The sequence below is a fragment of the Aromatoleum aromaticum EbN1 genome, from assembly GCF_000025965.1.
In the GTDB taxonomy this organism is placed as follows: domain Bacteria; phylum Pseudomonadota; class Gammaproteobacteria; order Burkholderiales; family Rhodocyclaceae; genus Aromatoleum; species Aromatoleum aromaticum.
In genome coordinates this window covers 69203-93720 of the sequence record NC_006823.1, presented here as the reverse complement: position 1 = coordinate 93720, position 24518 = coordinate 69203, and the positions used below count along the sequence as shown (strand labels likewise).

27 protein-coding genes are annotated in these 24518 nt (G+C 54.7%); 26 read left to right on the top strand and 1 reads right to left on the bottom strand.

Features of this window, described 5'->3' with window-relative positions; translation table 11 throughout:
- Window positions 1-37: 37 nt before the first annotated feature.
- The 19 genes from EBN1_RS21050 to EBN1_RS20960 are packed head-to-tail and all read left to right on the top strand — an operon-like array spanning window position 38 to window position 16915.
- Entirely contained in the window at window positions 38-487 is a 450-nt protein-coding gene (locus EBN1_RS21050) for a lytic transglycosylase domain-containing protein (protein WP_338390413.1), read from the top strand.
- Window positions 487-876 (top strand): hypothetical protein, encoded by a 390-nt coding sequence (locus EBN1_RS21045; RefSeq protein ID WP_011254808.1) that lies wholly within the window; start codon window positions 487-489, stop codon window positions 874-876. The genes EBN1_RS21050 and EBN1_RS21045 overlap by 1 nt, the downstream gene beginning before the upstream one ends.
- Window positions 873-2315, top strand: coding sequence for a GspE/PulE family protein (locus tag EBN1_RS21040; protein WP_011254809.1), 1443 nt, complete (start codon window positions 873-875; stop codon window positions 2313-2315). The genes EBN1_RS21045 and EBN1_RS21040 overlap by 4 nt, the downstream gene beginning before the upstream one ends.
- Window positions 2290-2928, top strand: coding sequence for a thiol:disulfide interchange protein DsbA/DsbL (locus EBN1_RS21035; protein WP_011254810.1), 639 nt, complete (start codon window positions 2290-2292; stop codon window positions 2926-2928). Before EBN1_RS21040 ends, EBN1_RS21035 begins: the two co-directional genes overlap by 26 nt.
- On the top strand, window positions 2925-3530 hold the full coding sequence (locus tag EBN1_RS21030) for an OmpA family protein (RefSeq protein ID WP_011254811.1): 606 nt from the start codon (window positions 2925-2927) through the stop codon (window positions 3528-3530). Before EBN1_RS21035 ends, EBN1_RS21030 begins: the two co-directional genes overlap by 4 nt.
- A complete protein-coding gene (gene traL, locus EBN1_RS21025) occupies window positions 3530-3820 on the top strand; it encodes a type IV conjugative transfer system protein TraL (RefSeq protein ID WP_011254812.1) in 291 nt (96 codons plus the stop codon). The genes EBN1_RS21030 and traL overlap by 1 nt, the downstream gene beginning before the upstream one ends.
- Entirely contained in the window at window positions 3817-4437 is a 621-nt protein-coding gene (locus tag EBN1_RS21020) for a TraE/TraK family type IV conjugative transfer system protein (protein WP_011254813.1), read from the top strand. The genes traL and EBN1_RS21020 overlap by 4 nt, the downstream gene beginning before the upstream one ends.
- Window positions 4434-5318, top strand: a complete 885-nt coding sequence (locus EBN1_RS21015) for a TraK domain-containing protein (protein WP_011254814.1) — start codon at window positions 4434-4436, stop codon at window positions 5316-5318. The genes EBN1_RS21020 and EBN1_RS21015 overlap by 4 nt, the downstream gene beginning before the upstream one ends.
- Complete coding sequence (locus EBN1_RS21010) at window positions 5315-6577, top strand: TraB/VirB10 family protein (RefSeq protein ID WP_011254815.1); 1263 nt, start codon at window positions 5315-5317, stop codon at window positions 6575-6577. The genes EBN1_RS21015 and EBN1_RS21010 overlap by 4 nt, the downstream gene beginning before the upstream one ends.
- Window positions 6577-7074, top strand: a complete 498-nt coding sequence (locus EBN1_RS21005; RefSeq protein WP_011254816.1) for a hypothetical protein — start codon at window positions 6577-6579, stop codon at window positions 7072-7074. The genes EBN1_RS21010 and EBN1_RS21005 overlap by 1 nt, the downstream gene beginning before the upstream one ends.
- The gene (traV, locus tag EBN1_RS21000; protein WP_011254817.1) at window positions 7074-7730 is read left to right on the top strand and encodes a type IV conjugative transfer system lipoprotein TraV; all 657 of its coding nucleotides are present in this window, start codon (window positions 7074-7076) and stop codon (window positions 7728-7730) included. The genes EBN1_RS21005 and traV overlap by 1 nt, the downstream gene beginning before the upstream one ends.
- A gap of 16 nt (window positions 7731-7746) precedes the next feature.
- Window positions 7747-8061 carry a TraA family conjugative transfer protein gene (gene traA, locus EBN1_RS20995; protein WP_011254818.1) on the top strand — a complete coding sequence of 105 codons (315 nt, stop codon included), beginning with the start codon at window positions 7747-7749 and terminating at the stop codon, window positions 8059-8061.
- A 14-nt stretch (window positions 8062-8075) separates the two neighbouring features.
- Window positions 8076-10523 (top strand): type IV secretion system protein TraC, encoded by a 2448-nt coding sequence (gene traC / locus EBN1_RS20990; RefSeq protein WP_011254819.1) that lies wholly within the window; start codon window positions 8076-8078, stop codon window positions 10521-10523.
- 2 nt (window positions 10524-10525) lie between these two features.
- Complete coding sequence (locus tag EBN1_RS20985; protein ID WP_011254820.1) at window positions 10526-10744, top strand: hypothetical protein; 219 nt, start codon at window positions 10526-10528, stop codon at window positions 10742-10744.
- Window positions 10741-11130 (top strand): hypothetical protein, encoded by a 390-nt coding sequence (locus EBN1_RS20980; RefSeq protein ID WP_011254821.1) that lies wholly within the window; start codon window positions 10741-10743, stop codon window positions 11128-11130. The genes EBN1_RS20985 and EBN1_RS20980 overlap by 4 nt, the downstream gene beginning before the upstream one ends.
- On the top strand, window positions 11105-11671 hold the full coding sequence (locus tag EBN1_RS20975) for a S26 family signal peptidase (RefSeq protein ID WP_162014375.1): 567 nt from the start codon (window positions 11105-11107) through the stop codon (window positions 11669-11671). The genes EBN1_RS20980 and EBN1_RS20975 overlap by 26 nt, the downstream gene beginning before the upstream one ends.
- Window positions 11649-12596, top strand: a complete 948-nt coding sequence (locus EBN1_RS20970; protein WP_011254823.1) for a thioredoxin family protein — start codon at window positions 11649-11651, stop codon at window positions 12594-12596. The genes EBN1_RS20975 and EBN1_RS20970 overlap by 23 nt, the downstream gene beginning before the upstream one ends.
- Before the next feature lie 2 nt (window positions 12597-12598).
- Window positions 12599-14023 (top strand): conjugal transfer protein TraH, encoded by a 1425-nt coding sequence (locus EBN1_RS20965; RefSeq protein ID WP_011254824.1) that lies wholly within the window; start codon window positions 12599-12601, stop codon window positions 14021-14023.
- Window positions 14024-14032: 9 nt separating this feature from the next.
- Window positions 14033-16915: a conjugal transfer protein TraG N-terminal domain-containing protein gene (locus tag EBN1_RS20960; protein WP_011254825.1), complete on the top strand. Its 2883-nt coding sequence runs from the start codon at window positions 14033-14035 to the stop codon at window positions 16913-16915.
- 38 nt (window positions 16916-16953) lie between these two features.
- On the opposite strand, the gene EBN1_RS20955 is transcribed toward EBN1_RS20960, so the two are convergent.
- Entirely contained in the window at window positions 16954-17202 is a 249-nt protein-coding gene (locus EBN1_RS20955; protein ID WP_011254826.1) for a hypothetical protein, read from the bottom strand.
- A gap of 138 nt (window positions 17203-17340) precedes the next feature.
- Here EBN1_RS20955 and EBN1_RS20950 point away from each other — a divergent pair, with 138 nt between their 5' ends.
- From EBN1_RS20950 to EBN1_RS20920, 7 genes are all read left to right on the top strand, one after another.
- A complete protein-coding gene (locus EBN1_RS20950) occupies window positions 17341-17841 on the top strand; it encodes a PH domain-containing protein (protein WP_011254827.1) in 501 nt (166 codons plus the stop codon).
- A gap of 12 nt (window positions 17842-17853) precedes the next feature.
- On the top strand, window positions 17854-19758 hold the full coding sequence (locus tag EBN1_RS20945; RefSeq protein ID WP_011254828.1) for a DNA topoisomerase 3: 1905 nt from the start codon (window positions 17854-17856) through the stop codon (window positions 19756-19758).
- 103 nt (window positions 19759-19861) lie between these two features.
- Complete coding sequence (locus EBN1_RS20940) at window positions 19862-21016, top strand: ParA family protein (protein WP_011254829.1); 1155 nt, start codon at window positions 19862-19864, stop codon at window positions 21014-21016.
- A complete protein-coding gene (locus EBN1_RS20935) occupies window positions 21013-21906 on the top strand; it encodes a ParB/RepB/Spo0J family partition protein (RefSeq protein ID WP_011254830.1) in 894 nt (297 codons plus the stop codon). The genes EBN1_RS20940 and EBN1_RS20935 overlap by 4 nt, the downstream gene beginning before the upstream one ends.
- Before the next feature lie 496 nt (window positions 21907-22402).
- Window positions 22403-23647 (top strand): hypothetical protein, encoded by a 1245-nt coding sequence (locus EBN1_RS20930; RefSeq protein ID WP_041647813.1) that lies wholly within the window; start codon window positions 22403-22405, stop codon window positions 23645-23647.
- 98 nt (window positions 23648-23745) lie between these two features.
- Window positions 23746-24027: a type II toxin-antitoxin system TacA family antitoxin gene (locus EBN1_RS20925; RefSeq protein ID WP_011254833.1), complete on the top strand. Its 282-nt coding sequence runs from the start codon at window positions 23746-23748 to the stop codon at window positions 24025-24027.
- Window positions 24024-24515, top strand: a complete 492-nt coding sequence (locus EBN1_RS20920) for a GNAT family N-acetyltransferase (protein WP_011254834.1) — start codon at window positions 24024-24026, stop codon at window positions 24513-24515. The genes EBN1_RS20925 and EBN1_RS20920 overlap by 4 nt, the downstream gene beginning before the upstream one ends.
- Window positions 24516-24518 lie beyond the last annotated feature (3 nt).

The following is a 24518-nucleotide window of genomic DNA, read 5'->3' as shown; positions in this document are numbered from 1 at the left end:
ATTCTCCCTGCGTCGGTTGATAATCTTGTTTGAACGCATGATAATGCAATCCGCAATGCTTAGTAATCCTATCCGAACCGCTCTCACTCTCGCATCGCTCCTGCTCTACCTGTCGGGGCCGGCACATGCGTTTTGTTTTGATGCTGCGGGACGCGAGTTCGGTGTGGATAGCCGTTTGTTGTGGGCGATTGCGAAGGTTGAGAGCGGCTTTAACCCGGATGCGATCGGACCCGACGGCAAGGATCTGGGCTTGATGCAAGTTCGAACGATCCACATCGAGGACCTGAAGTTTCGATTTGGCGTTCAGATCACTCGGCGAGATTTGTTTGATCCGTGTTTCAACGTTCGAATGGGGGCGTGGGTTTTGGCAATGAAGATTCAGCGGCATGGCGCTACATGGGAGGCCGTGGGTAGCTACAACGCACGCTCTCCGGAAAAGCGTGACATCTACATCCGAAAGGTGTGGGCCGCGTACAGGTCGTCCTGATGATTATCAAAAGTCTTCTCGGAGGTGCGGGCCTTGTTCTGATGGTTGGATGGTTTGTTTGGGTGATCGTCCCGCAGGACTCCTGTGAGCGTATTGAACGCTCCGGAAGTGTCATCAGAGGTATCGGCAACGTCTTGCGAGACACGCTCGAACCAAGAGTTAGCTCCGATACGAAGTTGGACATGCTTCGGTGGTCGATTCAGGCGGAGAACAGCTTCAAGGGCTTTGTCGCCAACCAGTTTTTCAACCGCATGGACTGCACGAAGTGGCACGGTCGAGACGAATTCAGAGAGCGCCTTTTGGAGCTTCTCGATGAGTCTGCAGCGTCCCAGCCCGGCGCTATTGAGCAAGAGAATCGGACGAAACAAGAACCGGAGCAGCAGCCTTGAAAGAGCCAGACAATTTCATCTCAAACAATCCGAATGAACGCGAAGCAGTTCAGGTACTGAACGAGCTCTTTCTTGAAGCTGCGCTGACTCGATCGGCCGACATCCACTTTCAAGAAGACACCAAGGGGGTTCGAGTGCGCCGACGCGCACCTGGTGGAGCACTGATGGAAATCGGCCAATACCCGTCTTATTACGCAGGAATCTTCGACCAAAAGGTACGGAGTCGCTCTCGCCTTTCCCTTTCGGATCACCACACTCCTCTTGATGGGCGCATGGGTCTTCGCTTCCCCGAAAAGGGAAAAGTCATCGACATTCGCGTGTCCATTGTACCGACGGTCGATGGGCAAAGCGTCGTCTGCCGACTGCTTGATCAGGCGAACGTATCGATGGACCTTACTGAGCTTGCGCTCCCTCCAGCAGTCGATGAGGCAATGCGGGTCATCCTTCAAGAACCGCACGGGTTATTTGTCGTAACCGGTCCGACAGGGTCTGGAAAAACCACGACGCTGTACGCACTGGTCAATGAGATCAACGACCACAGCCTGAACATCATCACGATCGAGAACCCGGTTGAGTATCGACTTGCCGGCCTGAATCAGATCAACATCGATCCAATTCACATGCCGTATCCGGCCGCACTGCGAGCAGTTCTTCGTCAGGACCCGGATGTGATCATGATCGGTGAGATTCGCGACGCCGAGACGGCACGTATAGCGGTTGAAGCGGCAAATACCGGTCACCTCGTCATCGCTTCGATGCACGCAAACAACGCTGCGATGGGATGCACGCGGCTCATTGAACTCGGCGTTGATCCTGGCACGCTTGCCGCATCCCTGCGCGGAATCACTGCGCAACGGCTGGTTCGTCGAATTGATCCAGAACTCAAGCCATCATGGGGCTCGGCGAATGAGCTTGAGCTCGAATGGATGCGAATCCATGGATTGCCGTTCGAGGGCGAATCGTTTCCCCGTGTTCCGAACGCCCTCTCCTACAAAGGGAATGTCCCGCTTGTGGAGATGATTGTTGGCGACGAGGCCGTCCGGCGGGTTATCTCTCGCGGAGGCAGCCCTGAAGAGATTGTTGCAGCCGCCTCCCGTCAGCCTCAATTTGAGTTGCTCGCATTCGAAGCCGCTTCCAAAGCAACTAGGGGCTTGACGACGCTGGATGAAGCTCGACGCGTTACCTCGTCGGCGGATGCACTGAAGCTTGAGTACAAACGCCTGGGCTATGCCCTGATTGAATCTGGGGTTGCCACTTCATCCGAAATTGAGCAGGCCATTAGTAGGCAGACTGAGTACAAGCGCAATGGTGTATTGCGCCCTATTGGTCGAGTGCTCATTGAGATGGGAGTTTGCTCTGAAATCGAAATTCGTCAGGCTCTTGGCCAGGACGAGAAGCTTGAGGAGGTGAAAATTGAATCGTCGTCAGTTTCTGCTTAACGGTTCGATGGCTGCTACAGCTACGCTCGCGGCGCCCACCTTGTTTGCTCAAGATGCCCCTCCGGAACCGTTTCGTCGCATCGGCCCAAACCCGGAAGACAAGAACAAGATTCTTGCTTTCTTCCAGTTCAGCTGCCCTGCATGCCGTGCATCGCACGAGATGCTCCATCGTTGGGGCGCGACGGTCCCTAGTCCAATGACCTTCGAGTTTGTTCCGGTCATCTATCCTGACATGTCTGTCATTGCTTCCGCGAGAGCTTGGCTTGCAGCTTCTCTTCTTGACGCAGCATCGTTGAGAGCTTTTGAAACTGCGGCCTACAAGGCGTTGCAAAGCGGGGGGCTCGATCCGGTCAAGCCCGCTACCTGGTCTGTTGTTGCTCGAGACGCCGGTATCCCTCATGCGGCCTACGCTGCTGCGTGGGCAAAGATCACCAAGGACAGCCTTGAGCCACTTGCCCATATCTTTTTCCGGAATCAGGTTCAGGCAACACCGTCGATCACGATCGGAGGCCAGTACCTCGTTACTCCCGACAACGCCAATGGGCATGAAGGGATCTTTATTCAACTGCTCAACGGGATCACTTCTGCTGTGATCGAAGGCAGAAAGCTGTGAAACCCCAAGTACCTCTGAATATTCTGTTGGCTGCCGCGGCGTTCATCGGCGCGACATCGGTAATCGCACAAGACCGGCATAGCGTGTATCCGTTCGAGGCTACTGAATACGAACCTAGCCAGTTCTCTTACGGCGTGGGCCAGGACACGGCAACAACTCTTATTAAGCGCCCCGTTCAGAAAGGTGAAACTCAGTGGGTCGAAATGGAGCGCACTCCACTTCGTACCGCCTCGACATCAGCCAAGTCCGACGGGACTGGATCGAACACGGGTGACTATGACCTCATTCCTGGCGCCACCGTTTTCTTTGCCTTTGACTCTACGGTTCCGTTGAACCCCGAGGTCATATCCAGCTTCCAGTTTGGGGATGACACCAAGATTCGTCTTATTGGGCGTACAGATCCGATCGGCACCAACTCGTACAACGATCGTCTTGCCTACAAACGCGCGGCCTCAGTTGCCTCTCTCTTTAAGCTGAAAGGCATGAAGCAATCCCAGATGGAACTTGTTTCCTTGGGCGCACGGTCGCCAATTGCTCCAACTGATACCGAGTCTGGTCGCCAAAAGAATCGACAAGTTCTCATTGAATTGAGGAAGCAATAATGGCGCTCGAGGTTGATATTCCCCGTTATGTCGATTCCCAACAACAGTTTTACGCATGGGAATTTGACGAATTTATTGTCGGGTTTACTCTGTTCTCTGTTGGCATTCTCTCGCGATCAACGATCGGTCTATTTCTCGGCGTTGCAGTGATGCTTATCTCTATTCGAATAATGAGGCGCTGGAAGGAAGGGGAACTCGAAGGCGCAATCACGCATGTTTTCTATGCAAAGGGTTTTGGCGGAATGAATAAAGTGTACACAGACGGGATGCGTCGGAGGTTCTGGCTATGAAAGTTCCGATGCTTTTTCGTAGCCTGCAGGCTGCAACAGCGATGGTCATCGTCCTTACGGTTGGATTGGTGATCGCTATAGCAGTCGGCGGCATAGCTGTCAGTCGGGCGATGGAACAACGCGAACGAATCATCCTCATTCCTCCGTACTTGGATCGACAAGTTCAGCTCGGGTGGTCGGCAGCGTCAGCCGACTACCTTAAATCGTTTGGGATGTACTTCACGACTCTGGCTGCGAACGTAACCCCGAACAACATCGATTTCGTCGCTCAGAACCTCGAGCTCTTCGTGGATTCAAGAATCTTCCCGGACGTTCGCCGCACGCTAAAAGCAACCGCCGAAAACCCTCAATTCAGAGGGACGGGCAGCTCGCTTGTATTCCAGCCGAACGAAATTCTCTTCGAACCCGAAACCATGAAGGTTTTCGTTGGTGGCACTGCAACTCACCGAGATGCTGCAGGGCGAAAGACAGATACCGAAATGATTTACGAGCTGGGCGTCGAGATGAGAACTGGCCGCCCATGGATTACCAGCATTGAAACTTACGACGGCCGAGAAATGCGTACCCAGAAATGGAGACAACAGCATCCGAACTTCCGCGAGGAGGCTGGAAAATGAAAAGACTTGTACTGACTGCTGTTGCAACGCTGATTTCCTCATCGGTTCTTGCACAGACGACAATTCGTCCGCCGACTCCGGACCAGCCGCCCGCAGTTCCATTTGTGGCAGGGACAGTTCCGCCGCAACCGCGACTTGATGTACAGCCCCGCGCAACTGCGCCTTTGCCCATGCCGGGGTTCGGTTCGAGCCTCTCGGGCGACGTTAATGCGCTTAAAGCGCAGACAATCCGCGTAACGCCTGGGCAGAACGAAGTCGTCAACGTCTCAATGGTTCAGGCCAACCGAGTCGGCACTCCATTTGCCGCACCTAAGGCCGTTGGAATCATCCCCGAAGGGATGATCGTGGAGGCTGTCGGGCAGAGCCTCTACATTCAGATGCCCAGCACTAGCACGGACCCGCAGTCACTCTTTGTGACCGGATCTCGTCCGAACGATCCGGTTATCTCACTGATTCTGGTTCCCCAGGCGATCCCGTCACAGACAGCGATTCTTCAGTTCGATGTTCCGGAGCCTGGACTACAGCCAGATCAAAACAATGAACCCGACAACTACCAGCAGCGGCTGATCCAGATGATGCGCCAGGCTGCCGTCAATCAGGTTCCCGTCGGCATGTCCGAAGCAGCCCTGCCTCGCGCTGTGGGTCGCCGTGGCCCTTTATTGATCCGGCCGGAAATGCGGTACTCGAGCGCCACCATGGATCAATGGCGTTACCGAGTTGAATCGATTAGTGACGAAGAAATCGAACTCGATGAAGCAGCATTTTGGGAACGAGGCGTTCGTGCTGTCGCCATCCTTCCGAGCACGCGTCTTCGTAAAGGTGATCACGCCTACGTCTACGTGATTTCGGATAAAACCGCCTTCCAGAATGGTGCGCGATGAGTCTGAAAGAGAAATGGCAAGAGCTTCCATCGAACGCTCGGCTGGGCATTATGGTGGGCGGGATCTTTGTCAGCGTTATCGCGCTCGCCGCAGTTGTTCAATCAACTCGAGGCCCGACGCGAGAGATTGCTGGACAACCTATCGGTGCAAACAGGCCCGCGAACTTCCGTGTCCCTACTGCTCGGGAAACTGGCGTCGATGACCTCGCTGCGAAGCTCGAAAGTATCGAGAAGAGCACAGTGGGCATGGATAACAGAGTCAAGAAGATGGAGGCCGATCGCCAGTTGCTGTTCCGTCAGCTTCAGGAGATGCGCGGCACTCAGGGTTCAAACGGTGTGACCGTAGACCTTGTGGATGAGGTCCAGCGGTTGAGCCGCGAGCTCGAAAGGCTGAAGTTTTCCGGTGGCGGCGCAGTGGCACAAGGCCTCGTGGGACCTGATGGCCTGCCCGTTGTTGGTGAGGATGGGAAACCGCTTTCTGCCGACAACCCTGCAGATGCTTTCTCATCTGGAGCGCTTCCTCAACCCTCAGTCAGTGCGGCGCCAGTGTTCGCACCACCGCCCCCAACTCTGCGTGTAGTAGGGGCAGCGACCCCCAAAGAGGAAAAGAAGACAAAAGACGACAAGGAGCGGATTGCCTACCTGCCAATGGGAAGTCAGTTCGAAGGTTTCTTGCTCAACGGTATGGACGTTCCGACCTCCAACGCGAAGAGCAAAGATCCCGTTCCGGCAGTCCTTCGTGTGAAAACCGATGCAATTCTCCCCAATCACTTCACTCATGACGTTCGTGAGTGCTTCGTGATCATTTCCGGATTCGGTGACCTTTCGAGCGAACGAGCCGTTATGCGCACCGAAGGTTTCTCGTGCATCAAGGACGACGGTGCGGTTATCGAAGGTCCGATGGAAGGGTATGTCGTCGGTGACGATGGTCGCGTAGGTATCAAAGGCGAACTGGTATCCAAACAAGGCCAGATGATCGCCCGATCACTCACTGCGGGATTCCTGGGCGGCATTGCGAAGGGTCTTCAGCCATGGGGTACCCCGGATCAATGGGCCAATACCCAAACGAGCGTCGGTCAGGCCGAGCGTTTTGAAATGGGTGACGTACTGACAGCTGGAGCAATGAGCGGTGCAAGTTCCGCGGCAAACCAGGTTGCCAACTTTTATCTGGAAATGGCTCGCGAGATGTTCCCTGTAGTTGAAATTGATGCAGCCCGACGCGCGACGATCGTGCTGACGAAGGGTCTGGAGGTTAAGTGATGATGAAGAAGTCCATTTTGGTCGCAATCGCAATTTCATCCTCGATTGTCGGAGCTTGCACTACTGCGACCCAAGTTCAAATCGAAGCTCCAACTCCGTGGGTGGCGAGCACGGTTTCCGAGCTTGGTACAAATCTCGGGCGACTCTACCTCAAGAACACGCCAATGCCAGCAACTGTCGTTGTTGCACCGGCTGTTAAGCATGACGGACAGTTGCGCCCAAGCTATTACGGCGAAAGCCTTGCGACGCTCATCTCCGGCGCACTTGTCAATTCGGGTGTGCCGGTCGTGCAAACCGAGTCTTCCGGTTGGACTTCAGGCCACCCGGTTAATGCAGTTGTCAAACGACGCGCCGAAGCCGCAAACGCTGGAGTGATTGCACTTGGCTCCTATCACCATCTGGGTGGCGAGACGGTGGTTTCCTATCGACTCGTCGATGCGCGGACGGGCGCAGTTCTGGCTGTCTCGGAAGGCCGGATTCCGGGGGGGATTCAATAATGAAACCCCATGCCTTGGCTATTGCTCTTTCGGTAATTGCACTAACCGGCTGCGCCTCCGCGCTTAACACTGCAGGCCGCGACTCTTCGTCCTGCCCTGGCATCGGTCCTGGCGCTTGCGCATCTCCTGGTGATGTTTATGCGATCACGAGCGGAAGCATTGATGAATTCGAGGAGCGCATTGCCAATCACACAACCGAGAACAAGATCGATGTTGACGCCGTTATTCGCAAGCAGAAAGAAGGCGAAAGGCTTCCATCGGTTATTTCTTCTACGGCCACAAGCTCCTCTGTAGGGACAATGCCGCCTGAACTTGCAATCCATTCGGATGGCGTTGCACCGGTGCGGATGCCCGCTCAAGTAATGCGGATTCGGGTATTCCCATGGACTGACAAGAACGACAATTTGCACTCGGGAGGGTATGTATATACAGAAATCGAGCAAAGAAAATGGACTTTTGGAGTGCACGAGGAAGGCACCTTGCGTAATGCAAGAATTCCTCACCGTGTAACTACCGGTGTTGCGCATTCGGGATCGCCAACTGGTGATGCGCAAAATGGTCAGTCTGCTGCATCGCAGACGATCACTCCCCCGACCCGGCTGCAGGCGTCACGTAACGCGCCTTCGACCGACCTCAGCACCTTAACCCTCGAGTAACGATAAGGAGTTTCACATGCAATACGCTCAAAACCTGTCCGCCGGCTTCGCCCGTTTCGAAAAGCAAGCCTACCTGCTGATCGCACTCGCTGCGTACGCCATTTTCGCGATGGCCGTTACCGACACCACGTTCGACGTCGCATCCCAGCAGGTTCGTGATTGGACTGAAGGAACGTTCGGTCTGCTCGTCGCATTTGGCGTTCTGGCGACCGGCCTGGCTATGACGATCGTCAAGCACTCGCTCATGTGGTTGGTTCTGGCCGTCGGCGTTGCTCTGGCAGCCACCATGGGCCCGGGCATCCTCGAATCCATGTTCACCGCCACCCTCTAACACGGAGTTAGCCCATGTTTGGCTTCACGAAGTCCTCGCAAACCCCTGTCCGCGGTACCGTTGCGGATCAGAGGCGCCTTCCTTGGCAATATCTTGGCGCAGAGGGTTTTGACGACGAAACCGGCCTGTTTTACTGCGTTTCGCCGTCTGGCGAAAGACATCTTGGAGCCACGTTCATGACCACCCCGCTCCTAGGGGGCGGGGGGTCAGTTTTTGAGAAATTCAAAGCTGCATTAGCTTGCCCGCTTCCGGCAGGCTCCTTCGTACAGGTAGGTCTTCTCGGCTCTCCCGATATTGACCCCTATCTTGACGCCTATACCGATGGGAAAGAACAGGCTACGGGTCTTCTGGAGAAGCTCGTTCGCACCCGCGTCAAGATGTTCCAGGATGCCGTCCATAAGCCTCAATTCAAGACAAATGGCGTGCTCAACCGTGATTTCCGGTTGATCTTCACCGTCAAGATTCCGTGCTCTAGTCTTCCGGATCTTGAGGAACGCCAATCGATCCGATCTGATGTCACACGGGTGATGGAAGGCTTTAGCTCCATTGGCTTCCAGTTCAGGATGCTTGACCCACATGGATATCTGCACTTGATTCGGAAGTTCTACCACATGTGGGAGAAGCCTGAGTTCAGCTACGACGAACTTATACCAATTCGAGAGCAAGCCTTCTATCCGGGCGACGATATTGAGTTCAAAGAAAATGAGATCCTCTTTCACCAAGGGAGTGATCAAGAATTCTTTGTGCGTGTAATGAGCCCAAAGCTGTTTCCGAAACGAACTGTTTTTGGTGTTGCCAACCTTCTGATCGGTGACCAGATGGGCGGAGCAAACCAAATCACTGAGCCATTCTTCTTTCAGTTCACTGCCCACTATCCTGACCAGGTCAAGAAGAAAGGTGAGGTTCGACAGCGTCACATGTGGATTACCCAGCAATGCATTGGAAACTCCGCAACTTGGTTTCCCATCCTTGGTTACAAGAAGGAAGGCATCGAGACCTTCATTCATGAAATTGACGGTCAAGGCGGGATGGCTCTCGAGGTCAACCTTAGCCTGATGATCTTCTCGAAGAACAGGGATCGACTGGCACGTCAAACCGCTTCGTTGAACTCCTACCTTTCTACGCTTAGCTTCGACATGCGCGAAGACAAGCGCATTTTGGATTTCCTCTGGCACAACGCCCTGCCGATGAACGCGTCGGCTGATGCCATGACCCGGACCTTCCGCACCAACACCATGAGTGCGCGACAGGCTGCACCGCTGGTCCCGCTGTTCGCTGACTACAAAGGCAGCGGCGCGAACGCTACGAGTCTCTTTGTAACGAGGCGTGGTCAGGTGTCCGCATTCTCGGTTTGGGACTCGAATACTGGATACAACGTAGTCGTTTTTGCTGGCACCGGCGGGGGTAAATCCTTCCTGGCACAGCTTGTGATCGTCGATAACCTTGCTGAAGGCTGCAAGGTGTGGGTCATTGACGTTGGCAAGTCATTTTTTAAGCTCAACCGTGCCCTCAAGGGGGATTACATCGAATTCTCCGAAGAGTCGCAGATCATCTTGAACCCTTTTACCTTCGTCAGCGAGATTGATGAAGACATCGACATCATCAAGGCCACGATCGCCAAGATGGCTGCACCAGAGGGCGGTCTTGATGACTATCAAATGGCGGCTCTCGAAGAAGGGATCAAGGCCACGTGGGACCGATATGCCCATAACTCGACCGTGACCGCTGTCGCTCAATGGTGCATGCAACAGCCTGATCCGCGCGTTCGTGACCTTGGTCAGCAGCTTTACCCATTCACCGTTAGCGGCAGCTACGGGCGTTGGTTCGAGGGTGAGGCCACAATCGATGTCAGTAATCGCTTTACCGTTCTTGATCTCCTGCATCTCAAGTCACGTCCGATTCTTCAAAAGGTCGTTCTCCTGCAACTGATGAACCGCATCGCGACCGAGATGTACACGACCCCGGGTCGTAAGATTCTCGTGCTGGACGAAGCATGGGAGCTTATGGATGACCCCCTGATGGCGAAAGCGATCGAAGCGCTTTATCGCAAAGTGCGGAAAAATTCAGGGGCAGTCATCTTCATCACCCAGGGCGTTGGCGATCTCTTCCAGTCACCGAACGGCCGAGCGATTTACGCCAATAGCGCATGGCAGATTGTTCTTGAGCAGCGTGCTGAATCCGTCGATGCGGCCGTTGCGTCCGGACAGTTTTCTATGGATGCGTTCGGGATTCATCAGGTCAAGTCTCTTCATGTTGTGCCTGGTGAGTATTCCGAATTGATGATCAAACGCTCGGATTCAGATTATGGGATTGTTCGATTCAGGCCTGATCCATTCATGTTCACGTTGTTTGCAAGCAATGGTGAGGAACGCGATGAAGCAATCGCAGCCATTGAACAAGGAGCCGATCCTGAAGAAGTAATTGATTTTTACACGCAGAAACGTCTCGAAAAAGGAAACTGAACATGTCCAAGCAGAAAACCCTGACCCAGAAAGACTTGATCCTGGTCTTTGCTCTTTATTGTGGCGCGATCCTTCTGATTCCGTTCTTCAGCAATTTTGATCCACTGGTTCTCATATCCGGCGTCTGCTTCGGTTCCGGGAGCATGTTCTTTTTCGGTCGTGCGCGTCGCCCGATTGAGCGTCCCGCTGGCGTAGAAGGCGCGGCCGAGGCATCGAAATGAGCGACAGTACTGCTTCCTTAAAGACAGCTGACGGTTCCAACGTTGGCCCAGTCATCATGGCAGCAGTACTGTCTGCTGTCCTGACCGCTGGCACTTTGTTTGTCGCGAGTCCTTACCTTGCACCTCAGCAGAGCAGTGTTCCTTTCGTTGTCATCGACTCTGGAAAACTTGTTACTGCTTCCATGAACGACCTTCGAGGAAAGGGCCTCGACGAGAGTGCAGCAAGGGACGCGGCCATTAGGTTTGCTGACCAATTGAAGACCGCAACGCAGCGATACGTCGATGCAGGCTACGTCGTCGTACACCGGACGGCAGTTCTTGGTTACGCACCCCAGTTGGAAATCACACAGCTCGTCGCAGATGAACTCGGCCTCAATCTCGAATGAGACTACTCGCCCGGAAAAGGCCACTCTTTTTATAAGGGTGGTTTTCCTTGCGTCGGTACTCCTCGCTTTGCTTTTTGCAGCGACGTCACACGTCTCTGGAAAGTATCGCCTTCTTCTTCTGGTTGGTGATCTCAGCTGCATCCCTTACAAACTCGTTGTCGTCAAAATGACCCGTCCAGAGAACATTGATTTCGAGCGGGGTCAGCTACTCGCGTTCCTTCCATACGGAAGGCTAACTGATCAATTGAATCAACGCCTACTTGATGGAAACGGCTCGATACTTGTTGTTAAATATCTCGCAGGTGTCGCAGGCGACATCATCAAGGTAGAAAACGATGCAGTCACCGTAGCTGGGCGTAAATTCGGTGATCTCGATCTGCTGGAAAAGCTAAATCGCGCGCCAGGTAGCTATGACCGGACCCAAGTATTGGTCGATGGACAGCTTGCAATGATGGGTACTGAGCCGAGAAGTTTCGATGCGAGATATTGGGGTCCAATCAATGTTGACGAGGTCGTCGGTGTCGTTTATCCGATCTGGTAAGCCTGTACGGGCGATTCTTGTTTCTTTAGCGATCGTAGCCGCAACCTCGAGCGTTCACGCTCAAAGCTTCTTCAAGCGGGGAGGAGAAGGCTATTTCTGGTATGAGACCCCTCCCCCTCCGGCTGAACCCGTTCAATTGGAAAAAGAACCCGAACCTCCAGCTTCGGCCTCTCCAGCCACTGAAACAGCAGCTAATACGGGGACTCAGCCTTTCTCTACAGCGTGGCTCAGAGATAACTTGCCGGTTCTTCTTGAGAAAGCGATGGATTCAGGAAAGCGTGAAGACATGGAAGCGTATCTGTACGCCCAAAGAATCGCGCTCGACAAGGCGCAGAATTTTGCACATCTTCAACAACTCGTCGTCAAGACTGACCCCATTCTCGATGAAAATAACCGGATGCCCCTTGATACGTTCATCAGGCAAACAGTACTTGCTACGAACAAGGAACAAAAAGACGAAGTAACGAAGCACCTTGCATCAAAGGGTGGCATCTTCATGTTCTTCGACTCGTCCTGCTCTCATTGCGAGAAGCAGTTTCCTGTCATTGGCATGCTTAAAGAAAGGTATGGTTTTGAAACTCGGTTTGTATCTGTTGATGGCAAGCCCCTTCCAGGTATGGATAACTGGATACCAGACGCAGGGCAGTTTCAGTCACTCAACCTAAAACTCACACCGACCGTTGTTTATGCTGTCCCGCCGAACAATTTTTACGTCGTTGCTCAAGGCGCCATGTCCGCAAGTGGGCTTGTTGATCGCCTTCTAGTTGTGGCTGAGTCTGAGAAGCTGATATCAGATGAAATGATCGCAGCGGTCAATCCTGCCATGCGGGGCGTCGCACGAATTGAAGACATGGTTGATGGTGCGTCAGATGATCCGGCCGAATGGGTTAAATTGTTGAAAGAACGCCTACAGGGGAGATACTAAAAATGCCAAATATCAAAATCGCTGCCCTTGCTGTCGGCTTGAGTCTTTACACCATGATGACACCGACGCACGCGAGTCTGGGTGGAGCGCTCGATGGAATGCTGATCAACGTAACAGATCCGGTAGCTTATCAATCACAAACGCGACGCGGCTTCGTTGGAGGCAACGTTGCCATGAGAAGTCCTATTCGGAACGTTAACATCGTGTCCTTCGATCCGCCGCGAATGTCTGCCGGCTGTGGGGGAATCGACCTATTTGCTGGAAGCTTCTCGTTCATCGACTCCGATCAGCTTATCGCGGTATTTCGGTCAATCGCACAAAATGCGCTCGGGCTCATTTTCATGCGCGCGCTCGCTGCGATTGATCCGAAGCTGCAAAGCCTCGTCAGCACAATTCAGTCGAAGCTTCAATCTCTTAACCAACTTAGCTCTAATACGTGTGCGATCGCAAAGCAGGCCGTAGACACCGTGTTCAATAGCGTTGAACGTGCGTCCACGAGCGCCGAAAGTGGAGCTGCTTTTTTTGAAGCGATTGCGGGGGGTGTTGGCGATCTGTTCGAGTCTCAAGAAGCAGTGAAAGCATCTCCTAAGGCGAAGATTAAGCAGGCTTGCGAGGCCGGCTCGATCGAGTTCTGCGGTAACGTTGTTTGGGATTTGATGGCCGACAACAGGGTTGGTGAACTTCTCGGGGGAGGATACTTCGCCGGCCTTTCAACGAAATACGCGGCAGAGCTTGTGATGACGATGACGGGGACCGCAATCTACGACCCTGAGTCGGCTCCGAGTGCATCGGAGACTCCTCGCATGGCGCAAAGGCCAGGGAAAATTGATCTTCATGACCTCAAGACAGGAAGGTCAAGTGGTGCCCAGAAGATCAAGTACTCGTGCAGTTCGGCGCCGGCCCGCGACGGCTGCCGTTCGATGGATGAAGTCGCTTGGGACTGGGAGGGGACGGTTGGCTATACCAATCGTATGCTTTTTGGGTCGATTGATGGAACCAGTACCACGGCTGATTCGATCGTTGGAAAGATGAGCCCTGCGTGCGCGGTTGATTGCACGCTGTCTGCGACACAACAGAGCTTCGTCAATGCGACCTCTGTTCCTTTCATCTCCATGATGCTCGAGGTTCAGAGTCAAGAAGGTGCAGCCTCGGCTGTTGCCGCACAAGCGGCCCCTTTGATTGCTGAGGAGCTGCACATCGTTCTATCGGAAGCGGTTTTGCGTGCAGCAAGGCAGGTTCTTTCAACGAAAGGATCAACGACCATTCCGCCCGAGATCCATGATCGAGTGAGAGAGCTTGGCAATCAGTACTCGAGAATCGTCACTAACCGGAAGGCGAACGCTCAGGAATTTGTTGCGCTTGACGAATACGTCAGAACGATCGCCAGGCGCGACCCTTCGATTCTGACGTTCACGACCCCGCGTTGAGGAATAGCCATGTCTTCATGGATGGTTTACACACTAGGTGACGCTGGCTTTTTTGCCGGGCTGTTCAACGCCATTGCAATGATCTTCGGGTCTAGTTCGTTCAGAGGCGATGCTTCCGACTTCGGTGGCACCCTCATCTACCTGGCTTTTCTGTTTGCTTTGATTGCTGTTCTAATGAATGGTCTGATGAGTCAATGGAAGTCTGGCAACAACCCAACGATGCTGCTCGTTTTGTTCATCGTTTGGATGGTTGGGGGTTACACGAAGGCAACAGTTGTGATCGAGGACATCTACTCTGGTAGCTCGCGAGCTGTTGATAATGTACCTCTAATGGTAGCGGTACCCGCTTCGATCATCACAACTGTAGCAATGGATCTCGGCCGTCTTTCGCAGACCGCTTTTCAAGCAGCTGACGCCAATGCTACGGAGCTGACGACGGATGGCTTTGTCAATCCACTCAAGCTGATGCTTTCCGTTCGTCAGGCCGCATCCTACAGTCCCCACATGACGCAGAACTGGGGGGGCTTTGTCCGGAACTGCATGATTGGAGCCTCATCGCCGCAGCAACTGTTATCAAGTACCGACGGTGTTTATGGCGCTTTGACTAACGCCGCTAATTTGACTGCACATCGGCACACGAATTATTACCCAGCCAATGCGGTTAGTCCGACTGTCATGAGTTGCGCTGACGCAGGCCCTCAGATCCAATCTGATTTCATCGCGTATTTCAATGAAACGAATCCGGCTTTGAACCGCGCTATGCGTGACGCTACCGGAAGGAACTCTACGTCGACCGATAAAACGTGGACTGATCTGTCGAATTTCTACGCCACGAACTCCACTCTTGCTGGCCTTAGCGCCCAGCGGACGAGCGCGAACATCATGATGCACCAAACGACAAATGATGTTTTCAAGTGTGGCAACAACTCTAGCGATCCGACTGCTTACTTCCAGTGCACCCAGGTGCTATCGGGCCAACAGCAAGCGTTCACGGTTGACTCAGCGGCTTCGGGCGCGGGTTTCACTCGTACAGTGATCACATCCATGGGGTTCTTGCTGGCGATCTTTATTGGGTTGGCACCGCTAGTAATCATCGTGGCACTGATGTCCGGTGCCAATGCCCTTCCTCTCTTGGGTAAGTACATCCTCTTCGGTGCCTGGACGCAGAGTTGGCTGCCTGCGGCCTACATGGTGAATTACTTCATCGTGTACACCTGGACGGAAAGCATGGCTAACCTGAAGAAAATGTTTCTTCCAGTTCCAGCTCCCGCTAACGCGGCCCTCCCCATCGAAGCGGTGCCGCTCTTCTTTTCCGAGACGATGGATAAGATCGCGGTGGCTTCCGACTTGCTTGCGGCAGTACCGTTGATCACCCTGGCTGCCATGACAGGCTCGTATTTCGCCTTAGCCAAACTTGGTGAGCGCTGGAGTGGCAAGGATTATTCAGACGAGAAGATGGCCGCCCCCAGCCTATCGAATGTGGGTGCGGTTAGTAGCAACGCGGCAGTACGGGATTATTCGCTTGGTGCCGGCGGACAAATGACAGGCGCCGCACGCGTCAAGTACAACCTCCAAGATGGCCTCTCTCAGTCCGTCGCTGACAAGGAACAAGAAGCCCTTAGGGTGGGGTCTGAAGTTACGCAAGACTGGTCGAAAGGCGGTCGCTTTAGCAGCGGATGGGATCGCGCCGTACAAACCGCTAGATCAGATGTATCGCAGGTTGGTCAAACTTGGGCGCAAGCCGTTTCGTTTGCGGACAAGATGTCCCAGAACAGCGCTTTTGGTGACAAGGTGTCTGACGCTATCCGTAGCGAACTTGGTGCTCAGCTAAAGACTTCAGTAAATGGGGCCATTATGGGCACCGGCGTGACTGGGGTTGCAGCAGGAAACATGACTGGAGTAAGTCAGAAGGCGCGTGAGTGGGCTGAGAATACGCAGGAGGGTAAGGATTGGGCAAACGCGATTCGCAACGAATTCAGCAAACAACAGTACTCATCTCTTCAGGGTACCGACTCTCTTACTACCAAAGCTGGGTACTCGGAGGATGAGGCAGCGGGGATTCGTGAGAGCGTTTCCCGCCAGGCTTCCACCGTTCGTGCCTATGAGGAGGCAACGCAAGTCGCATCGAGTATTTCCGGAACTTATTCTGGCCATGCGGGTGAAATCAATAGGAATTTGATGGCGGCCGGAATGTACGAAACAGTGATGGGTATGCATGCATCGCTTTATAACGGTACAGGAGAGGCGTCCGATCGATACCGTGAGGCCTACAACAAGATCGAAAGCCATGAGAAAGGTCTCGGCGTCCAAGCATTCGATGCTCAACTTGGCTGGGTGATGGGTGCGATGCTTTCGTCCGGCCAGTACGACAACGTTATGAGCGTAGGACAACAGATCACGGGGGCCCAAGGTCTCGATACGCCTGAGCTTGGCAGCAACAAGGGTGTTGGCAGTCCTGTTACAACCCTTGAAGGAAAATCAGTAGAAGAACTCAAGGCACGGCATGGAACTGCCCCTGCAGGCCCGCCTGCACCGCAGGTTAATCCTACTTTTGCAAAAATGGCATCTGGAGAGATGCCTGCACCGATCGATGAAATTCCTTCAAGACCTGCGAATGAATCCCCCGCTAAGCCTGAGGGCGCACGCGTATTTACAGCAGAAGAGGCCCGCGTTTTTGCTCGCGGTGCAGATATTAATGCTACTCAAGCTGCGTTGGGCGTTGGAGGTTATATGGTAGACGAGACGTTGAGCCTGCCTGAACGAGCAATCAAATCTGCGGCTGACGCCTACAATTCGAATATCGGTGTGCCGTTTTCCAACGCCGTCAACGATTTTTTCACAAACACACGCGTGAATAACGAATCGTCGCCATCAGGAAATACTGACCGCTAAAGCAAAACGAGGCCGCCATTCCAATTGGCGGCCTCGTTTCAGAGGTCATCATCGTCAGTGGTGAGGGTAAATGCGCCAACCCCCAGCTTTGTTACGTGACGCGTGTCGTAAAAAGCTTGGTTTTCTGGGGTTTCGCCGACGTAATGTGTCCAGTGTTTGGGCTTTCGATTGGTTGCGCCGAGAATAAGATCACCTACCCACGTGTTCGAAAGAGCGATTAGCACTTTAGCGATCAAGTAGTAAAACAGCGCAATAGCGCCAATGGACAAAACCGTGCTTAGTTCCACTTAAAGTCTCCTCACCGAACCTGCCCTTGATTGTTCGGAGTCGAGATGATCCCGAGGCAGCATTTCCCGTGGCTCCTCGGTGTACGAAGTTAGTTCTAACCGAAGGAAGGGTGCTAGTCAAATTTTAGGAGGAAAGTTATGGATTCGTCAGTGATCGACGGGCGTTTTCTTGCCCTACGGGTCGCCAATCGGTCGATCTACCCGCTGTGGGCGCTTTTACTGGCAGGCCTGGCCATGCTCGCGGTCGCCGTTGTGCTTTTCCTGCCTGCGCTGTCCGAGGCATCGGATGTTGAGGCCTCCGTCCTCGCTGCAGCTGGCTTTGCTTGCGTAGGGTTCGCGGGACTCAGGATCGCTTACCTGAAGTTTTCGGCGCTCTACACGGTGACGCCCGATGCGATCACCGCTCGATACGGCCTCATCGCACGCAAATCTCACCAGATCCAAGTCGCCCATGTACGCTCGATCTCCGTTACGCAGTCTCTAGTCGGCCGGCTCTTTGGCTACGGCGATCTGGAATTTTCTTCGGCAGGCAGCGACGAGTCGGAGATCGTTTTCAAGTCCGTTAGCCGTCCCATGCAGACAAAGGAGTTGGTCTCCAAGATGCTTGGCAAAGACCGATCTCGAACCATCCACGACTAAACAGAATCGACTATGCGCCTGTACATCGCCGAAAAGCCGTCCCTGGGCAAGGCAATCGCAGAGAATCTTCCTGGCGTAAAGTCCCGCGACGACGGATTCATACGGGTAGGCACCGACGTGGTTACGTGGGCGCACGGGCACATCCTCGAGCTTGCGCCTCCAGAAGCATATAACCCCGCGTGGAAGAGCTGGAACACCGCGGTCAATGTCCTGCCCTACCCTATCGAGTGCTTCAAGCTCTTGCCCAAGCCGGACTCAAAGGCGCAGCTCCGCGTCATCCAATCGTTGCTCTCTCAGGCTACCGAGGTCGTCAACGCTGGCGACCCCGATCGCGAAGGCCAGATGCTCATCGACGAGATTCTCGAGTCGAGCGCGTGGAAGGGGCCGACGTTGCGCCTGCTGATCAACGCAACAGACCCGGTAACCGTGAAGAAGGCGTTGAGCTCGATGCGGCCGAACTCGGAGTTCTTCAATCTTTACCAGGCAGCAAAATGTCGGTCCGAGGCAGACTGGATCATAGGCATGAACCTGACCGTTGCCGCGACTAAGCTCCTGGCGAATGACGAGCTCGTCTCTGTAGGGCGTGTTCAAACACCGACTCTCGCACTGGTCGTCCGCCGGGATGAAGCGATCGAGAAATTCGGCGCCCGCCCGTTCTTTTCACTTGAAGTGACCCTCGAAACACCTCAAGGCCCGATCGTTCTGACCTACAACCCTTCAGACGAGAGCAAGCGGATCTGGAGCGAGGTTGACGCAAAGCGGATTGTCGAGGAGGTCAAGCAAAGACAATCCGTTACCGTAACGGTAACTACAGGCATTAAAAAGGAGAGCCCTCCGAGGTTGTTCATGCTCAGAACCTTCCAGGGCGAGTGCAACTCGCGCTATGGCTGGTCAGCCTCCAAAGCACTCGAACTTGCTCAGTCGCTCTACGACTCAAAGCACCAGTTGGCCAGCTACCCACGGACCGACTGTGAGTACATGCCGGCAGGGCAGGCAAACGACGCGCTGACAATCGCTCAACACATCGTCAAGCAGACTTCGTTCACTGCCTTCGCTCCCCTGCTTTCTCTTGCAGTACCGAGAGCGTCGATTTACGACTCATCGAAAGTCACGGAACATCACGCGTTAACCCCGACCGTGAAATCGGCCGACTTCAAAACGCTCACCGCCGACGAACAGAAGGCCTGGCTGCTCCTGGCTGAACGGTTCCTCATGAGCCTGCTTCCTTCGCACCAAATCGAAGAGACAGTGGTGTCGTTCTCTCACGGTGAGATCGAGTTCTCCGCCAAGGGCGAGGTGTCGCTCAACATGGCGCAGAGCTGGCGAGCACTGGCCCCTCATACGTATAAGCCGCTGCCTCAGGTCGCGGATGGCGCAACGCTGCAGATGGCTGGCCTCCGGGTAGTGAAGGGGAAAACGACCCCTCCGAAGCGCTACACCGAGAAGACATTACTCGACGACATGAGCTCCGTGGCCAAGTACGTCGAGGACCCCAAGCTCAAGGCGATTCTGAAGGAAACCTCAGGGATCGGGACCGCTGCGACTCAGGCGAAGATCATCGAGACGCTCAAGGAACGGGGCTACGTCGCAGTGAAGAACCGAGAACTCATCTCGACCCCATTTGGCCGTGCCGTGGTTCATGGTCTCCCCGAGCGTTTGACGGACCCTTGCCTGACAGCGCTCTGGGAAGATGCGCTCGGCTTGATTGCGGCCGGAGGGATGAAGCCGGGCGACTACATGCTGCGCGTCAGGGGTATGTGCAAGCAGCTCGTCGACGACGTGCGTGACTCCGTAGGGAAAAAGGCGATCGTCGGCGACAAGGAGCTCGTGAAGAACAAACGGGCGAAGCTGCTCGAGCAACGCAGATCCCAACAGTCGTCCAGTAGGGCAAGCGCTACTGCAGGACTGCCACTCTGACCTTGATCAAGGTCGCCCTGCTAACATTCACTTAGAAGGCATTTGCATCAAGTCTCGATTTTGGCTATAAATGCAACCATAGTTCAACGACAACAAACACACCATGAGCCAACCTCGAGACACTTTTGCAGACATCGGAAGCGTGACCTATCGGATTCGACAGGCGGCAGCGATGCTTGGCGTCACAGATGTCACGCTCCGGGGTTACTCGGAGAACTTCGACATTCGGAGAGCTTCCGATACGAACCCTGGGGCACCCCCCATCCGGATCTATGAGCCCTCGCAGATTTTCGAGATTGCGCTCTGGCGACGGATGCAGGGTTATCTCAAGGTTCCTCAGACTCATGGAAAGCCGTTCGTCATTGCAGTGACCGTGTGCAAAGGCGGGACAGGCAAAACAGTCACCTCTGTTGAGCTGGCCGTTGAGCTTCAACTACTGGGCTTTCGGACGCTGCTGATCGACCTTGACTCTCAGGCCTCCGCAACACAAATCATGGGTTACGAACCTGACATCATGATGGAGGAAGCCGAAAGTTTCGGCTTGAGTGAGAAGGCAGTGGTCCGCGAAACGCTCGCGAATGTCCTTGAGGCATACGTGAGCTCGCAGCAAGGCGGCCGCGTTAGGCAGATGCCCTATGACCTGAAAAGTCTCATCAAAAAGCCCTTTGGGGAACACGGGCCTCATCTCGTCCCCGCCGACACATTCCTGAGCAGCATCGAACGGACTCTTCTTGTCGCGACAGGAAACCGTGAGCGGTTCTTGCGCAACATGCTCGATGAAGCTGCAAAGGGTGCGATCCCCGGTTTTGACACCAGCATCTATGACGTAATCATTCTCGACTGTCCACCTACCGTTTCGACTACCACATCCTCGGGAATGGTCGCCGCTGACCTGCTGATTGCGCCGATACGGATGGATGTTTTTTCGATCAAGGGCATCAGCAAGATGATTTCCGAGATTCATGTGTTTAAGGATGAATGGAGCTTGAAGCCTGAACTCATCATTCTCCCGACGCACTACTCTACAAATGTCGGTCGGATCAGCCGCATGCGGCGTGAGCTCGAGACTTACAGCGACAGCGTTTCGCCCTACGTGATCTCTGTAAGTGAAGACCTGCCAAACTCTCAAGAGCGCAGCATGCCGCTCTCTATCACGAAACCGACATCAACATCGGCTTGCGAGTACAGGGCGTTCGCGGCTTACATCCGCGAAAAGATTGTCGACAGGCTCTCGAAAACCAAAGGGGATAGGAAATGAAGACGCGGCAACGCGATCCAGTCGGCCTGGTGCTTCGCACCATGCCCGCCGATAGCGAGTTCGGAAGGCCCGCGGAAGGACTCCCTGCCGTAACCGCGAAGGTCAGCCTGGACCTCCTGGAAGAAGTGCCCGGCCGACGCAGGAAGCTCACCGACGAGCAGTACCAGCAACTCGTGGAGAACCTGGCGAACAATCCTCTTGCGACGCCGGTAACTGTCCGCGCAATCGATAACGGCCGTTTCGAGATCATCGCCGGCCACAACCGTGTGGCCGCATACCGAGAGCTCGAGCGCACAGAGATCGACGTTCACGTCGTCGATCTCGATGACGACGGCGTCGAGCGGGCAGCCTTCTACTCGAACCTGCTTTCTATCGACCTGCCCGACTACCAAAAATACCTGGGCTTCAAGGAGCGTATGGCTTCGACCGGCAAGAACCAATCGGAGATTGCTGAAGAGGCGGGCATCAATAGGAGTCTTATCTCTCGGCTCATGGCGTTCGGGACACTTCCATCAGCTGCATTGAATGTTGTGGAACTGAACCCTGAGAAGTTCGGCCTTGCTGGAATTTTCGAGGTATCGAAGCTTGTTGAGCATCATCCGGCAGACGTGATTGCACAAGCTCTTAAGCAGGTTGCATCAGAAGAAATCAGCATGAAACAGGCGATTTCTCTGATCAAGAGCGCTGGAAAAGGCAAGGCGAGAGAGAAACCAGTGCCGGAGATCATCACGATTCGAAGGGGCAATACAACGTTCTGCTCTGTCAGGAAGACTGGATCATGTCTTCGACTGGATTTTTCAGACGAATCCGCCACAGATGCACTTAAGGAAGAGATCGAGAACTTGATCAAGAAGTATGCAAAGGCAGCTGAAGGCCGTGTTTCAACTTGAACACCTTTGATTTTTAACGATTTTTTATTTTTAGGTTAGCAGAGATGGTAAATCGGATACTACGGCGCCCCCCAGCGGACGCCCGCATCACCCGGCCTCTAAAGTCCTGCTGACTATCACGCAACCCCGCCCCCGAGCGGGGTTTCGCACGTTTATAGACTGGAGATCGCGATGTAGCGACCAAAACAAAGACACATCCTGCTGACAAAAGAAAAACCCGGTCTCGGGGCCAACCGAGCCGGGCTTTCTTGAAAAGGGTGATGCTTTTCTGCTGTCTGATACCAAACCGGGGCCAACCGGTCAGACCTCACCGCCAACTGAGGTGAATGGTATCAAACAGCCGGGAAACGTCAAGGGATTCTATTGCCTTGAAAAAGGCGAACCCGGACTTTTTCACGTGACTACTCCAATTCGCCTCAATGCGGGCCGAGGGGACTGCGACGGACCACGTCCGCGCTTTCTCCCTGTCCCCCTGATCAACGCACGAGCCGCGGTGATGAACCGCCTGTACTGCCAGGACCTGTCGCAGACCGCGCGCCAGGTGCTTTACGGTGTGCTGGCCTTTTTTAAGCTTGGCCATCCTGAACAACCTGTTTTTGCCTTTCGTGACACGCTTCAAGCTGAAACCCTGCTCAGTAGTCGCTCCAAACTTTTTCGTGGCCTTCAGGAAGCCGAAGACAAGGGCTACATCCGTCGTGAGCAAGTCCGCAACTGGGGCCGTCGATCCTATGGGCAGTTCAGTCGAAGTCACATCTACGTCCTCGACAAGACATTGTTGATGCTCGGACTGGCAGGCCCTCGGATACTCTCGACCTCGCCCGCATCAACGCAGGCCTCCTCGATTGAGGACGAACAGCACACAGAAGTTGGAGTACCCCCATCCTCCTCCGCTGAGTTCGACGCCCTCCCCTCCTCTGTCGATTCACTCTCCAGTGCCGCCGGACTGCTCGAGATCGATGCTTCGCTTGAAACCTGCGAGGCACAGCACCAGGCAGAGATCCTCGAGGCGTGGGAGGCCGGCCGCAACTACTGGCAGGATGACGAATCGGGCTGGGAAGCGGACGCGGCTCCCCAGGAGCCCACGACCGTCACCCCGTACGCTACTTATCCACAGGAGCCGTGTCTCGTGGTGAGACACGGTATACAAGAGAGTGAACCTACCCTTGATCTACAGCTAAAAGGACAACTTCCCACGCGCGAATCCCTACCCGACCCGTCGTCGCTGAAGGATTCTTCTGAAAACATCGATCCCAAATCCCGGTTGCCACAGGACGTGACGCCACTCATGAAGCTCGGTGTCTCCAAGACGCTGATCTGCACCCTGATGGCCCACGCCAAGCGCCAAGGTCAGCAAGGTGCGCTTGGCGCAGCAGTGAAGCTCTTCTGGCAGCACATCCATGGGCTAAGAGGCAGATCGGTCTTTGCCTATCTGCGCAAAGTCCTCAGCCAGAAACGCGACTACGCCTACCTGCTCAAGCAGCAAGCGGCCAGCGAGATCGACGGGGTGCTCACCGCCTCAGCCAGGGCGCGACTGTCCGAGAAGCTGGCGGTGCTGCTTGCACGCGGGGATGGCTTTCAAGTGCGTAACGCAGAAGGTCAAGCGATCGGGACGCTGCGCACGAACGGTGAAACTGGATACATGGAGGGCTTTGATCCGAAGCGCGGCCGCGTTGCGCTGCCGGCTAACCTGCGCTTTATGCAGGCAGTGGAAGAAGGTCGCTTGCATCTGCGGCCGTGCTGAGTGCGTTCCTCCGCCCGTGCGGGCCGCTATGGGCGCTAAGATCGGGACATTGAACATACCGGCAACTAGCCGTACAATTTACGCAGGAGGAACCTACCATGCCACCTACAACTTCCACCGCCCGGCTCGAAGCCCGAATAAGCCCGGACCTGCACGCTTTGCTCAAACGCGCGGCTGAGATTCAAGGACGCACCATGACCGATTTCGTCGTCACTGCCGTAAAGGACGCCGCTCAGAAGGCCATCGAGCAAGCTGAGGTAATCCGACTCTCGTTGGCCGACCAGCAGCGCTTTGCCGACGCCTTGCTTTCGCCGCCTAAACCCTCCACTGCTTTGAAGCGGGCGATGGCCAAGCATGATCAACTGTTTGGTGCTGAATGAACCGTTCGCCGCTGCGAATCGTTGCCCTCGACTCCACAGTTGACCGCTCGTCCTTCAGCAGCGGTTCAGCGCCTTTAGATCGCTACTTCCGCGAGCAGGTTAGCCAAGATGTTCGTCGTCGAGTCGCGGCCTGTTTCGTTGCCCTTGGCGAGGATCAACAAATCGTCGGCTACTACACGCTCGCTACGGCTAGCGTTCCGCTGACCGATCTACCTGGCGACATCGCCCGGAAGTTGCCGCGCTATGCGGCGGTGCCAGCCATACGAATGGGGCGTTTGGCTGTTGATGAGGCGCTCAAGGGCCAAGGCTTGGGTGGGGCGTTGCTGGTCAATGCACTACGCCGTGCCGCCAGTTCCGAGATCGCCGCGTTTGCCCTGATCGTTGATGCCAAGGACGATGACGCTGCCGCCTTCTACCGACATTACGACTTCATCGCGCTAAGCGACACCCCTCTACGACTCTTCCTACCGTTGGCGTCAGTAAGGTAGATG